At 68.0% G+C, this 12,830-nt stretch carries 11 protein-coding genes and 1 pseudogene; 5 read left to right on the top strand and 7 right to left on the bottom strand.

All coding sequences use genetic code 11. From position 1 onward, the window contains the following. Nucleotides 1-11: 11 nt before the first annotated feature. Nucleotides 12-1,181, bottom strand: a complete 1,170-nt coding sequence (gene iacA, locus B3E94_RS21785) for an indole-3-acetate monooxygenase (protein WP_176517510.1) — start codon at nucleotides 1,179-1,181, stop codon at nucleotides 12-14. A gap of 482 nt (nucleotides 1,182-1,663) precedes the next feature. Here iacA and B3E94_RS21780 point away from each other — a divergent pair, with 482 nt between their 5' ends. From B3E94_RS21780 to B3E94_RS25660, 5 genes and pseudogenes are all read left to right on the top strand, one after another. Next, nucleotides 1,664-2,581, top strand: a complete 918-nt coding sequence (locus tag B3E94_RS21780; protein WP_176517509.1) for a LysR family transcriptional regulator — start codon at nucleotides 1,664-1,666, stop codon at nucleotides 2,579-2,581. A 213-nt stretch (nucleotides 2,582-2,794) separates the two neighbouring features. Continuing rightward, a complete protein-coding gene (locus B3E94_RS21775) occupies nucleotides 2,795-4,039 on the top strand; it encodes an OprD family outer membrane porin (protein ID WP_286915157.1) in 1,245 nt (414 codons plus the stop codon). A gap of 81 nt (nucleotides 4,040-4,120) precedes the next feature. Continuing rightward, nucleotides 4,121-4,747, top strand: coding sequence for an NIPSNAP family protein (locus B3E94_RS21770; protein WP_286915156.1), 627 nt, complete (start codon nucleotides 4,121-4,123; stop codon nucleotides 4,745-4,747). A gap of 126 nt (nucleotides 4,748-4,873) precedes the next feature. After that, a pseudogene (locus tag B3E94_RS25665) lies at nucleotides 4,874-6,157 on the top strand (HAMP domain-containing protein); the annotation flags it as partial. Nucleotides 6,158-6,259: 102 nt separating this feature from the next. Next, nucleotides 6,260-7,015 carry a methyl-accepting chemotaxis protein gene (locus B3E94_RS25660; RefSeq protein ID WP_414708169.1) on the top strand — a complete coding sequence of 252 codons (756 nt, stop codon included), beginning with the start codon at nucleotides 6,260-6,262 and terminating at the stop codon, nucleotides 7,013-7,015. Here B3E94_RS25660 and B3E94_RS21760 read toward each other — a convergent pair. From B3E94_RS21760 to B3E94_RS21735, 6 genes are all read right to left on the bottom strand, one after another. Beyond that, nucleotides 6,977-7,987 carry a 3-hydroxybutyryl-CoA dehydrogenase gene (locus tag B3E94_RS21760; protein WP_286915154.1) on the bottom strand — a complete coding sequence of 337 codons (1,011 nt, stop codon included), beginning with the start codon at nucleotides 7,985-7,987 and terminating at the stop codon, nucleotides 6,977-6,979. The two genes, B3E94_RS25660 and B3E94_RS21760, sit on opposite strands and share 39 nt — an antisense overlap. After that, complete coding sequence (locus tag B3E94_RS21755) at nucleotides 7,984-9,084, bottom strand: NAD/NADP-dependent octopine/nopaline dehydrogenase family protein (protein ID WP_286915152.1); 1,101 nt, start codon at nucleotides 9,082-9,084, stop codon at nucleotides 7,984-7,986. Before B3E94_RS21755 ends, B3E94_RS21760 begins: the two co-directional genes overlap by 4 nt. A 79-nt stretch (nucleotides 9,085-9,163) precedes the next feature. Beyond that, nucleotides 9,164-10,111 (bottom strand): helix-turn-helix transcriptional regulator, encoded by a 948-nt coding sequence (locus B3E94_RS21750; protein WP_286915151.1) that lies wholly within the window; start codon nucleotides 10,109-10,111, stop codon nucleotides 9,164-9,166. A 1-nt stretch (nucleotide 10,112) separates the two neighbouring features. Then, entirely contained in the window at nucleotides 10,113-11,471 is a 1,359-nt protein-coding gene (locus B3E94_RS21745; RefSeq protein WP_236237899.1) for a spinster family MFS transporter, read from the bottom strand. A 280-nt stretch (nucleotides 11,472-11,751) separates the two neighbouring features. Next, on the bottom strand, nucleotides 11,752-12,687 hold the full coding sequence (gene catA / locus B3E94_RS21740; RefSeq protein WP_286915150.1) for a catechol 1,2-dioxygenase: 936 nt from the start codon (nucleotides 12,685-12,687) through the stop codon (nucleotides 11,752-11,754). A gap of 51 nt (nucleotides 12,688-12,738) precedes the next feature. Continuing rightward, nucleotides 12,739-12,830 (bottom strand): muconolactone Delta-isomerase family protein (locus B3E94_RS21735; RefSeq protein WP_286915241.1); only part of this gene is annotated, 92 nt, incomplete at its 5' end.

The following is a 12,830-nucleotide window of genomic DNA, read 5'->3' as shown; positions in this document are numbered from 1 at the left end:
TATCCCGAGAGTTACAGGTAGCCCGGAAGGGGCTGTTTGCCGAAGAACATCGCCCCGGCGTTCTGGTAGGTGACGTCGCCCATGAAGGCGTGCTGGGTGACCACCTGCGCATCGTTGACGCAGCGGGCCAGCGGGCTTTCGTTGTAGATGCCGGTCATGCCCGACAGCAGCTGCGCGCTGCGCGCCACTTCCGCGGCAACGCGCGCGGCATGGGTGGAGGACAGGCGCAACAGGTTGGTGACCTCGATCGGCACCGGGTCGCCGGCCAGCACGTGCTGCCAGGCGCGTTCGATCGATTCGTAGAAGAACGCCCGGGCCGAACGCAGCGCGGCCTCGGCCTTGGCCACATCGACCTGGGCCAGCGGCCGGTCGGCCAGGGCCGGGGCGCCGGTGACCGAAATGCGCCCGCTGGCCATGCCCGACAGCTCGTCGAGGGCGGCGCGGGCAATGCCCAGGCCGACCACCGACAGCACCTGGGTGGCGAACGACAGCGACGGGTAGCGGAAGAACGGCTCGTCCAGGTTCGGCTTGCCGCCGCGCACGAAGGTCCACTGCTCGCCCACCACCACATCCTCGACCAGCAGGTCGTGGCTGCCGGTGCCGAGCAGGCCGACGGTGTCCCAGGTTTCTTCGATGCGCGCCTGGCTGCGCGGCAGCACCGCCAGGCGCGGCAGGTCGAGCTTGTCGCCGTTGCGCGGGGCGATGCCGACGCCAACGATGTCGGCGCCCATGGAGCCGCTGGAGTACTTCCAGCGGCCATTGACCTTGAAGCCACCGGCAACGATCTCGGCCGGCTGCGGCGGGAAGATGCCGCCGGCGAACACGGTGTCGGGGCTGTTGCCGTAGATCTGGGCGATGGTCTCCAGCGGCAGCGCCGCCAGGTACACCGGGCTCATGCCGAAGCTCGCCACCCAGCCGGCGGAGCCGTCGGCGTGGGAGATGCGCTCGACCATCTCGCAGAACTCGCCGGGCGAGCATTGCAGGCCGCCGAAGCGTTTGGGCACCAGGGCACGGTAGACGCCGTGGGCCTTGAAGGCATCGATCACGTCGCGGGAAATATGGCGTTGGCGATCGAACTCACCCAGACGGGCTCGATCACGAACCCCGTCCAGCAAAGCCTCGAAGGCAGGGCCACTGGCAAGCGCCGACTCGGGCGCAGCACGCAGGCAAAGCGAATCCATGGACTTTCTCCGTCTCAGGCGCGGTGTTGTGGTTCTGGCAGGTGTCGGTGGGCAGGAGGCGAAATGGCAGGGCTCGCTGCAGCAAGGTAGCGGCCATGCAAGGGGGCGAAGGCGGGATCGTGCGGCATGTTCTGTCTCTCTTGTTTTGGGTGCCGGTGACAAAAATCTGCGGTCAATTACGTGAATTGTCAATTGATTTTTCACGCTTAAAATCGCATTTTTTCGACGGACGAATGCCCGACCAGCACCGCAAAACAAGGCTATCTATCTGATTTTTATCGGCTTTAAAGATGAATTTCGAAGCAGCTGGCTAGCCAAAAAAACTAACCAGGCCTGGCGATATGTCGAAAAATTTTTAATACACTTTTCACATGATTTCGGAGATAAAAAAGCTGGTGTAGCATGGCTGGGCATCGCGCCCACAAGAACAATCAGAACAGCACCCCCGCCATGCCTGGCGTGCACACCCCGAGGTCGAGGCCATGCCCACCCGCCCCATCGAACTGCAGGATCACCGCCTGCGCTACCTGCACCTGAGCCACGACAAAGGCTCCATGCGCGCCGCCGCCGAAGCCCTGGGGGTCGCCACCTCCTCGGTCAGCCGGCAGATCGCCCGGCTCGAAGCGGAACTGGGCATCGAGCTGGTGCGCCCCGACACCCACCGCATCAGCCTGACCCACGCCGGCGAGGCCGCGGTGGACTACTACGTCGAGCGCCAGCGCCAGCACAGCCAGTTGCTCAGCCGCCTGGACGCCCTGCGCCAGCAGCAGCAGGCCTCGACGGTGATCGCCATCGGCGAAGGCCTGCTCGGGGCGCGGGCGATCAATGCGCTGCAGGGCTTTCTCCAGGCCCATGGCGCGCACAAGGCCGAGATCATCAGCGCGCCTTCGCTGGAGGTGCAGCGCCTGGTGATGAGCGACCAGGCCCACCTGGGCGTGGTGTTCGCGCCCAGCCCCACGGCCTGCCTGAGCCGGCTGTTCAGCCTGGCCCAGCCGCTGCGCCTGATCGTGCACCGGGACAGCCGCCTGGCCGAACGCAGCCGGGTCAGCCTCGCCGACATCGCCCGCGAGTCGCTGGTGCTGCCCGGCGCCAACTTTCGCGTGCGCGAGCTGGTGGACGACGCCTGCCAGGCGCAGGGGGTCGCGATCGTGCCGACGCTGACCTCCAACTCGCTGGCGGTGATCCTCGATTTCGTCCGCTCGGGCCTGGGCGCGACCTTGCTCGCCGAGCTGCCGATCATCGACGAACTCAAGGGCGGCACCTTCAAGGCGCTGGCGGTCGACTGCGCGCAGATGAACGCCACCGACATCCAGGTCGTCACCCGCCGCGGCCGCACCCTGGACGACCTGAGCCGGGCGCTGGCGACCGAAATGGCCAAGGCCATGCGCAAGGTGCTGTGACCTTCGGCCAGGTCGTTGCGCTAAACGCAACGACTTTGCCCGCCCCTGTCATTGAGCCACCTGCGCTGGCCCATTAGCGTTGCTGTCGTGCACCGCACACCCAAAACAACAAGAACAACGTGACAGACAAGCAGGCAACCGACCTGCGGCCCTTCCTGCCCAGTTGCATCACTGCCCCGGTCTTGTCCTGATCACACCTCCAGGAATACCCCCATGGAACTGCGATGGCCCCTGCGTGCAAAACCGTTGTGCCTGTGCCTGGCGTGCGCCCTCCCCCAGGTCGGCCTGGCCGACCTGGTCGATGACAGCCACCTCTCGCTGAATATCAAGAACCTCTACCTGAACCGCAACTACACCCAGCACGATGCCCCGGCGTCCAAGGCCGGCAACTGGTCCCAGGGCTTCGACCTGCAGTTCGAGTCCGGCTACACCGACACCCCGGTGGCGGTCGGCCTGGACCTTGACGGGCAATACGCCGTGCGCCTGGACGCCACCGGCAACGACGGCTCGCTGCCCTACAGCCGCCACCGCCAGAAAACCTCCGACGACTACAGCCGTGGCGGCGCCACGCTCAAGTTCAAGTACGCCAAGAGCGTGCTCAAGGTCGGTGACCAGCGGCCGTTCTACCCGGTCGCCTCCAACGACCCGAGCCGCCAGCTCGATACCATCTACCAGGGCGCGGTGATCGAATCGCGCGACATCGACAAGCTGACCCTGGTCGGCGGGCGGTTCTGGTCGATCGTCACCCGCGAGTCGTCCAACCACGAACGCCTGTACCGCTACGGCACCAGCGACAGCCAGGACAGCGACGGCCTGGACTTCGCCGGCGCCACCTATGCGCTCACCCCCGACCTGCAAGGCAGCTACTTCCACGGCGTGCTCAACGACATCTACAAGCAGGATTACGCCGGCATCAAGCACACCCTGCGCTTTGCCGACGGCTACCAGCTCAAGACCGACATCGGCTACTTCAACAACCAGGAAGACGGCGCCGCACGCAGCGGCCCGGTGGACAACCGCGCCTACTACGGCCTGGTGAGCGTGGAAAAGAGCGGCCACACCGTCGGCGTGGTCTACCAGCGCATGACCGGTGACACGGTGTTCCCGACCCTGAACGGCTACGTGCCGCAGCTGTGGCTGCCGAACTGGGGCAGCATCCCGTTCCTGCGCCCGGACGAGCGCAGCTGGTCACTGCGTTACGGCTACAACTTCGCAGCCCTGGGCGTCCCGGGCCTGAAGCTGTTCACCCGCTACACCCGGGGCACCGATGTGGACCGCGGCGCGGGCCTTGACCGCGACCAGGAAAGCGAGCGCGACATCATGCTCAACTACGTGGTGCAAAGCGGCCCGCTCAAGGACCTGGCCTTCGACCTGAAGAACATCCACACCCAGCAGAAGTACGGCGCCGACTACGACGAATACCGGCTGATCACCTCCTACACCTGGAAGTTCTGGTAGCCGCCGCTCACCGTTTTTGCCCGGGCCTTTCCGTGCGGGGAGGGTTCGGGCGCTTTTATTGCAAACCAAGGAACCACCGCCATGTCCGACCTTTACGAACTGCTGCGCTTCACCCTGCGTGTGCGCACCCAGGCTATGGCCCTGCCGCGCCTGCAGGCCGCTTTGCAGGAGGCCGGCGACGGGGTCGAGCTGGTCGGCTGCTGGCTCTCGGAAATCGGCCCGCAAAACACCATTGCCGTGCTGCGCCGCTTCACCGATGCCCAGGCCCAGGCCAGCGAACGCCAGCGCGTGCTGCTCGCCAGCGATGCCTTCGGCATCGGCGAGTTCATCCTCGAGCAGCACATCGACGACTACCGCCTGTTCCCCTTCCTGCAGCCACTGACGCCCGGCAAGCACGGGCCGTTCTTCGAGCTGCGCGAGTACGACCTGGTGACCTCGGGCCTGGCCCCGACCCTGGCCGGCTGGCGCAAGGCCGTCGGCCCGCGTACCGGGGCTGACTACTCCCAGGTGTACGCGGCGTTCTACGCCACCAGTGGCCGCGTGCCCCGCTACCTGCACATCTGGCCCTACGCCAGCCTCGAACAACGCCTCGACGTGCGCACCCGCGCCGTGCGCGATGGGGTGTGGCCGCCGGAAAACTCGGCACCGCAACTGCAGAAGATGCAGTCGGTGGTGTACCTGCCCGCGCCCTTCTCGCCGCTTGCCTGAAGCCGCGATTGCCCAGGCGTGCCAACCTCTTGGCGCTGCCTGCCAATTGCCCGCGCAGGCATACCGTTGCCGCTGCCGCCCCGGTAGCCTGCCGCGAGCCCAATTCGCGTCGCGGAAAACAACGACATGACCAACGCCTTGAGCATCCATAACAAGATCACCCTGCTCGCCAGCCTGTGCCTGGCCACCGTTGTCGTACTGCTCACCACCCTTGCCCTGGCCCAGCGCCAGGCCAGCGAGGACCAGGCCAAGGCCAGTGCCAGCGACATGCTGCTGGCCGCGGCGCGGCAGAACCTGCGCGCCGAAGGCCAGGCCCAGGCGCTGCAGATCCAGCAGGGCTTCGCCCGCGCCTACACCTTCGCCGAAGGCGTCGGCCGCCAGGTCATGCACCTGCGCGAGCGCGCCGCCGGCGGCCAGGTGCCTGCGGCAGAGCTGCGCAGCGACCTCACCCAGGTGCTGCACCAGGCCCTGGCCGGGCGGCCGGAGCTGCTGGGGCTGTTCATCACCTTCGACCGCAACGCCCTCGATGGCCGCGATGCCGACTTCGCCGGCCAGCTGGCACGGGGCAGCAACGACCAGGGCCGTTTCGCCCTGTACTGGCTGCAATCGGCCCCCGGCCAGCTGCAGGCCGTGCCAGGTGACGAACAACTGCTCGCCGACACCTCGCCCGGCCCCAGCGGCGCGCCGTTCAATGCCTTCTTCAGCTGCTCGCGCAAGGCCGCCAAACCCTGCCTGCTGGAGCCCTACGTCGACAGCTCCAGCGGCACCGCGCGGCTGGTCACCAGCCTGACCTTGCCGCTGCTCGACCAGGGCCGGGTGGTCGCGGTGATCGGCCTGGACATCGACCTGGGCGCGCTGCAGCGCGACGCCGAAGCCGCCAGCGCCGCGCTCTACGAGGGCCAGGGCGATATCGCCATCGTCAGCACCGCCGGCCTGCTGGCCGGTGACAGCCGCCACCCCGAGCGCCTGGGCAGCTTGCTCACGGCGCGCCACCCCGAACACGCCGCCGCCATGCTCGATGCCATTCGCGCAGGCCATGGGCAAACCTTCGAAGACGCCAGCGACATGCGCATGCTGGTGCCCATCCAGCCGCTGCCCGACGCCAGCCCCTGGGCCGTGCTGGTCAGCGTGCCCAAGGCCGTGCTGGGCGCCCCGGTAGCGGCGCTGCAAACGCAGATGCGCGCCCAGCGCCTGCGCAGCCTGGCGCTGCAGGTGGGCCTGGGCCTGAGCGTCGCGGTGCTCGGCGTGCTGATGATGTGGCTGACCGCCCGCAGCGTCAGCCGGCCGCTGCTGCATGTGGCCCAGGTGCTGGAGGACATCGCCGAAGGCGAAGGCGACCTGACCCGCCGCCTGGCCTACCCCGGCCGCGATGAGCTGGGGCGCCTGAGCCGCGCCTTCGACCGCTTCCTCGAACACCTGCAACCGGTGATCGCCCAGGTGCAGGCCGGGGTGCGCAACACCCGCGACACCGCCGACCAGTCGGCGCGCATCGCCAGCCAGACCAACGCCGGCATGCAGCAGCAACTGCGCGAGATCGAGCAGATGGCCGCCGCGCTGCAGCAGATGTCGGCCACGGCCCAGGCCTCGGCGCACAGCGCCGCCCAGGCTGCCGCCGCAGCGCGCAATGCCGACCAGGCCACCGGCGATGGCCTGCAGGTGATCGAGCACGCCAACGCCAGCATCCAGGCCCTGGCCCATGACATGAGCGACGGCATGCAGCGCCTGCACGCCCTGGCCAACAGCGGCGAGCAGATCGGCACGGTGATGGCGGTGATCTTGTCGATCGCCCGGCAGACCAACCTGCTGGCCCTCAATGCCGCCATCGAGGCTGCCCGCGCCGGGGAAGCCGGCCGTGGCTTTGCCGTGGTCGCCGACGAGGTGCGCGGGCTGGCCCAGCGCACCCAGGCCTCGGTGGAGGAAATCGGCGCCATCACCGACAGCCTGCGCACCGGCACCCGCGAGGTGACCCGCAGCCTGCAGCACAGCCACGAGCAGGCCCAGGCCAATGCCGAACAGGCGCGCCAGGCCCTGGATGCCCTGGCGCAGATTCGCCAGGCGGTCAGCGTGATCAGCGACATGAACGTGCAGATCGCCTGCGCCGCCGAACAGCAGCGCAGCGTCGCCGAAGAGGTCAACCGCAACGTCGAAGCGGTGCGCGATGTCACCGCTTCGCTGTCGGGCCAGGCCGAGCGCTCGGCCGGCATCAGCCAGCAGTTGAACGACCTGGCGTCAGAGCAGCAAGGGCTCATCCAGCGCTTCAAGGCCTGATGCGAAGTACGGCGCCAGGCCTGCCTGGCGCAGCCGCTGCACCAGCGCGGCCAGGCGCGCCTGGCGATAGGCCGGCACATCGATGTGCCGGTAGTCGTAGAAGCCCAGCCCTTCGCGCAGCCCGTTGCGCCCGGCGGCCATGTTGTCGCGCACGGCCTGCGCCGCCTGGTAGCGCTCGCCCAGGTGCTGGCTGAGGTAGGCCGAGGCGTGGTGGAGGATGTCGCCGCCGCCCCAGTCGATGAACTCCAGCAGCCCGAGCACCGAAAAGCGCGGGCCGAAACCGCTGCGCACCGCCAGGTCGATCTGCTCGGCACTGGCCACGCCCTCCTCGACCATGCGCGCCGCTTCGTTCATCACCAGCGCCTGCAGGCGCGGCACGATGAAGCCGGGCGCCGCGTTGCACACCACCGCCACCTTGCCGATGCCCTGCAAGGTCGCCAGCAGCTCGGCAAGCTTCGCCTCGCAGGTCTGCGCGCTGCGCGACACCTCCACCAGCGGCATCAGGTGCGCGGGGTTGAGCCAGTGCGCGTTGAGCAGGCGCTGCGGCGCCGACACCATCTGCGCAAGCTCGGTGACCAGGAAGGTCGAGGTGGTCGAGGCAATGATGCCGTCGGCCGGGGCATGCCGGTCGATCCAGGCCATGGCCTCGCGCTTGGCCGCCAGCATTTCCGGCACCGCTTCGAAGACCAGCCGGCAGCCCGCCAGGGCCGGCTCGCCTTGCGCTCGGGTGAGCAGTTGTATGCGCGCCAGCAGCTGTTCGGCCTGCACGCTACCGATCAGTTCCAGGGCGACCAGGCTGTGCGCCTCGGTTTCAAGATTGCGCCTGAGCGCCTGGAAATGGTCCGCCTGCGCCGCGCGCTGCTTGAGGTCGATCAGGCTCACCTGCAGCCCGGCCTGGGCAAAGGCCAGGGCGATGCCCTCGCCCATGCGCCCGGCACCGACCACGGCGATGTGCCGCAACGGGGCATTCATGGCGCCACCCCGCCGTGCAGCATGGCGGCCATCTGCGCCCGGTCGAGCGCCGCCAGGCCGAGGTTTTCCAGGGTTCGCCCTTCGCCGTACAGGTCGCGCCCGGTCAAGGCCGAGGCCAACGCCAGCAAGCCTTCGGCCACCGGGGTCGAGACGCCGGCCCAGCGCCCGACCGACACCAGCAGCGACAGGCCCAGGCGGGTGTCTTCGAGCATGTAGCGGTGCTGCTGCAGGTCGATCTTCTCGCGCCAGTCGCCGCTGTCGGTGAGCTTGCCGTGGGCGCCGCGGCCATACATCCACTCATCGCCCTGGTCGGTGTTGTAGTGGTCGGCCAGCGGGAAGTGCGGGGCCGGGTAACCGAGTGCCTCGCGCACGCGCATGCGTTCGGCGTCGAGCTGGTTGGTGACCCGGCGGATCGACGGCTGGGTGCCTTCGTTGTGGATGTCCCACGACTCGAAGTGCTCCAGGGGGCCGGCATTCATGAGGATCAGCGGCGGGTGGATGATCGGCCCGGCATTCATCAGCGCGCCGCTCAGGGCGTTCTCGATGGGCTCGACGCTGGGGTAGGCTTGGCGCAGCACGGCGAAGGCGTGGGCGGACAGCCGGCTGGGCAGCACGCCGGTGGGCAGGCGGGTGGCGTAGGCGCTGATCACCAGTTGGTCGGCGCCGTGCTTGCGCACCAGGTACGGCAAGGTGCCGGTTTCGGCGAAGGCGACTTCGGCGGCGTTGCCGCAGGCGTGCAGCGCCTTGGCGAACACATAGCTGCCAAAGGTGCCCGGCGGCAGGAACACCACCTGGCCATCGCGCAGCAACGGCGCCACCTCGGCGGCCAGCGCCGGATGGCTGGTGGAGGGCAGCGGGATGACGACCAGGTCCGCGCCTTCCAGGGCCTGGGCCAGGTCGGCGACCAGTGCAAAGCGCTCGCCCAAGGCGACCTGGCGGCGGCCGCGGTAGTCGCGCACGGTGAGGCTGCCAATCGCTTGCAGCGCCTGCAGCGCCGCCTGGTCGCGCCGCCACAGGCGGGTGTGGTGGCCGCGTTCGGCCATTTCGACGGCCGCTGCATAGCAGCCGTGGCCGCCGCCAAGGATCGTGACATTCATGGGGTTCGCTCCGCGTGTTGAAGGTAGGCCGATGCTAGCCAGCACCCAGCCGGCCCGCGCATCCGATCACGCAGGCAGGCTAGCGATTGCGCAGTTTCGTGTCGCAGGGCCGGCAGCCGAAGCGCTGGCGGTAGTGGCGGGTGAAGTGCGCGGGGCTGTTGATGCCAAAGCGCAGCAGCACCTCGGTCACGCTGCCCTCGCCGCGCTGCAGCGCCTGGTTGACCGCGAGCAGGCGCCGCTCGCGGATGTATTCGACCGGGGTCTGGCCGAGGAACTTGAGAAAGCCGGTTTGCAGGGTACGTACCGACACCCCGCTGAGCGCACACAGGGCTGCCAGGGTCAGCGGCTGGTCCAGGTGCGCTTCGATATGGTCGCGCGCCCGCCGCACGGGGCCGGGCAGCGGCGTGCTGGCCCCTTGGCAAAGCGCATCGGAATAGTTGTGCGGCAACTGGGTCAGCAGCAGTTGCACCAGGTGGTCGGCAAGGCCCTGGCGCAGGGGTGCCAGGTTCAGCTCCAGCGCCAGCAAGCTGCACAGGTAGTCCAGCGCAGCAGCCAAGGCGTGCACACCGGGGTGCGTCGCCGCCAGCGGTACGGCGAACGCCAGCGGCTGACGCAGGCTGCGCCCCAGCAGGTGCTGCAACTGCACCTCCAGCGCCTCGCGCGGCAGGCTGAGCACCGCGTTGCGGCAAGCGCCGCCGGTGACGATGCGGCTGCTGGCGAACGGCGAACTGACACTCAGCCCGCCCGCCGCCACCGCCGCCTGGTGGCGGCCGTGGGTCACCTCGCACTGCCCCTGCAAGGTGGTGCGGAACAGGTAGTGCGCGCCGCCGCCGTCGAGGCTGACTTCCACCGGCACGTCATAGTCCAGCTCCAGCAGCCAGGCCCCGGCAAAGGCCACGCCGCTGGCCTGCAGGCGCGGCGGCGTGCCGTTGAGCACGCGCAGCCGGTGCGGGCAGAGGTAGCGGGCCAGCTGCACCTGCATCTGGGCCACATCGCGCGAGTCGAGCAGCGGGAAGCGCTCGAGCACCTCAAGCCTCGGCGGCGTGTTCGCGCTGCAGGCTGTCACGGAAGCACTTGCAGCCCTTGGCCAGTAGCACGATGGCCAGCAGCGACGCGCCGCAGCTGACGATCGACATCGACGAGCCGACCGCCGCCGGTGCGCCGAAGTAGCGGTCGGTGATCAGTGCCACCAGCGTGGTGCCAAGGCCCAGCCCCAGCAGGTTGCTGATCAGCAGGAACACCGCCGACACCTGGGCGCGCACCTGGTTGGGCGAGAGGATCTGCATGGCCGCCGTGGAGGCCGGCATCGGGAACGAGGCGAAGAACATCGCCGGCACCAGCAAGGTGACCGACAGCCACAGCGGCTCGACCTGCGAATACAGCACCGCCGGCACGAGCATGCCCAGTGCGCCGATCACCCCGGTGCGCATGGCCGCATCGCGGTAGCCACGCTTGGCCAGGTGGTCGGTGAGCCAGCCGCCGAACACCACGCCGGTGGTGTTGGCCAGCAGCAGGATGGTGCCGAGCATGAAGCCGGCCTCTTGCGGGCTCATGCCGTACTTGCGGATATACAGCGCGGGCGTCCAGCTCATCATGCAGAACAGCGCCATGGCGTAGAACGAAAAGCCCAGGTAGTGGCAGCTGAAGGTACGGCGATGGCGGCCGATGAAGCGCAGGCCATCGGTGAGCCTGACCTTGCGCACCTGGCCGTCGGCATCGAGCTGCGCGCCCTTGCGCTCTGGGTTGCGCACCGTCAGCCAGACCAGCAGGCCGACGATCACCCCCGGCAGGCCGACGATGAAGAACGCCAGCTGCCAGGCCTTCATGGCGCCGAGCACGGCCACCTCGATGGTTTGCGCATCCTTGAGCAAGGTGATGACGTAGCCGCCGACCAGGAACGCGACACCGCCGCCGACGAACGAGCCGATCGAATAGATGCCCACGGCGCGGCCGAGTTTTTCCTTGGGGAACATGTCGCTGAACATCGAATAGGCCGAAGGCGACAACGCAGCCTCGCCCACCCCCACGCCGATGCGGGCGAGGAACATCTGCACGAAGTTCTTGCTCAGGCCGCAGGTGGCGGTGGCGATGCTCCAGAAGATCACCCCCACGGCGATGATGCGCGGCCGCGAGAAGCGGTCGGCGAGGTAGGCGATGGGCATGCCCATGAAGGCGTAGAACAGCGAGAACGCCAGGCCATGCAACAGGCTGAACTGGGTGTCGCTGAGCTGCAGGTCGGCTTTGATCGGCTCGATCATCAGCGCCAGGATCTGCCGGTCAACGAAGGAGAAGATGTACGCCACCATGCACAGGGTGACCACGTACCACTCGTAGTAGTAGCGCTTGGTGGGGGTTTCGAGGTGCTGCTCTTGGGTGAGGTTCGTCATGCTCGAGGGTTCCTGATGGGACAGCCTGGGGAGGGATTACTAGGCAGTGACCTGTCAGCAACAGGCGAGCGAACGCAGGGCGGGGTTATGCATGACCAAGGACCTTTTATTGTTATTGGAATGGTGTATGGCAGTGGAACAGGTTTTCGGGTGAGGCCAATGTGGCCATTTGTGGGAGCGGGCTTGCCCCGCGAAGGGGCCGGCCCAGGCAATGGAGGAACATGGCCAGGGCTTTGCCCTGGTTCGCGGGGCAAGCCCGCTCCCACAGGTTGGTTGGCCGTCAGCCTGCTTGCAGCGCCCGTGGGCGGTGGCTGCGGGCTTCGGCTTCGGGGGCCGTGGCCGCTTGCAGGCGGAAGTCGAACGCCAGCTCGGCAAAGCGCTCGCCGGCAACGCCTCGGTCACGCGCCGTGGCGGCATCGTCGACGAAACGCAGCGCGCCGATCAGGCCATCGCGGGTGGCATAGGCGAAGTCGTCCCACAGGTACTTGTCACCTTCGAAGTTGATCTGCGTGGTCAGGTGCCGGTGCCCCGGCGCCGAGATGAAGAAGTGCACGTGGGCCGGGCGCTGGCCGTGGCGGCCGAGCAGGTTCAGGCATTCCTGGGTCGGCCCCTGGGGGTCGCAGCCATAGCCCGACGGCACGATGGAGCGCGCCCGGTAGCGGCCCTCGGCGTCGGTGACGATGCGCCGGCGCAGGTTGTATTCGGACTGGGTCGAGTCGAAGTACGAATAGGTGCCCTGGGTATTGGCATGCCACAGATCGACGGTAGCGCCGGCCAGGGGTTGGCCTTGGGCATCGAACACCTGGCCCTGGAGGAACATCACCACACCCGGGTCGGTGCCATCGTCCATCCGCGCCTCACCCTCGGACAGCGGCGCGCCGGCCACGTACAGCGGGCCTTCGATGGTGCGCGGGGTGCCGCCGCCAAGGCCGGCTTCGGCGTCCTTGGCATCCTGCAGCAGGTCGATGAAGTGCTCGATGCCCAGGCCCGCGGCCAACAGGCCGGCCTCGTTGCGCCCGCCCAGGCGGTTGAGGTAGTCGACGGCGTGCCAGAACTCGCCCTCGCTGACCTGCAGGTCTTCGATCAGGCGCGCGGTGTCCTGCAGCACACGCAGGATGATCTCTTTGCAGCGTGGGTTGCCTTCGGCCTGGCCAAGGCCGGCCACTTGCTCGAAGAAGGCCTGGACATCGGGGGTGTGGGAGATCTTCACGGTCATCTTGCTTACCTCGTATTGTTCTTGTCAGGTAGTCGTGGCGCAGGGTGCGTTTCAGCGGTCGTCGGCATGGATCGACGAGGGGTGGCGGCACAGGCCGTCAACCTCGATGTCCATATACGGAAACAGCGGCAGTTGCATCAGCG

The sequence above is a fragment of the Pseudomonas sp. UBA6315 genome (genome assembly GCF_002438125.1).
GTDB classification, from domain to species: Bacteria; Pseudomonadota; Gammaproteobacteria; order Pseudomonadales; family Pseudomonadaceae; genus Aquipseudomonas; species Aquipseudomonas faucium.
This window is presented reverse-complemented; position numbering and strand designations above follow the sequence as displayed.

What these genes read in the sequence shown, in the direction of transcription:
- B3E94_RS21745 (WP_236237899.1), bottom strand. Translation starts at nt 11,471, where the DNA reads ATGACGAACCTCACCCAAGAGCAGCACCTCGAAACCCCCACCAAGCGC.
- B3E94_RS21760 (WP_286915154.1), bottom strand. Translation starts at nt 7,987, where the DNA reads ATGAATGCCCCGTTGCGGCACATCGCCGTGGTCGGTGCCGGGCGCATG.
- B3E94_RS21770 (WP_286915156.1), top strand. Translation starts at nt 4,121, where the DNA reads ATGTCCGACCTTTACGAACTGCTGCGCTTCACCCTGCGTGTGCGCACC.
- iacA (WP_176517510.1), bottom strand. Translation starts at nt 1,181, where the DNA reads ATGGATTCGCTTTGCCTGCGTGCTGCGCCCGAGTCGGCGCTTGCCAGT.
- B3E94_RS21755 (WP_286915152.1), bottom strand. Translation starts at nt 9,084, where the DNA reads ATGAATGTCACGATCCTTGGCGGCGGCCACGGCTGCTATGCAGCGGCC.
- catA (WP_286915150.1), bottom strand. Translation starts at nt 12,687, where the DNA reads ATGACCGTGAAGATCTCCCACACCCCCGATGTCCAGGCCTTCTTCGAG.
- B3E94_RS25660 (WP_414708169.1), top strand. Translation starts at nt 6,260, where the DNA reads ATGCAGCAGCAACTGCGCGAGATCGAGCAGATGGCCGCCGCGCTGCAG.
- B3E94_RS21775 (WP_286915157.1), top strand. Translation starts at nt 2,795, where the DNA reads ATGGAACTGCGATGGCCCCTGCGTGCAAAACCGTTGTGCCTGTGCCTG.
- B3E94_RS21780 (WP_176517509.1), top strand. Translation starts at nt 1,664, where the DNA reads ATGCCCACCCGCCCCATCGAACTGCAGGATCACCGCCTGCGCTACCTG.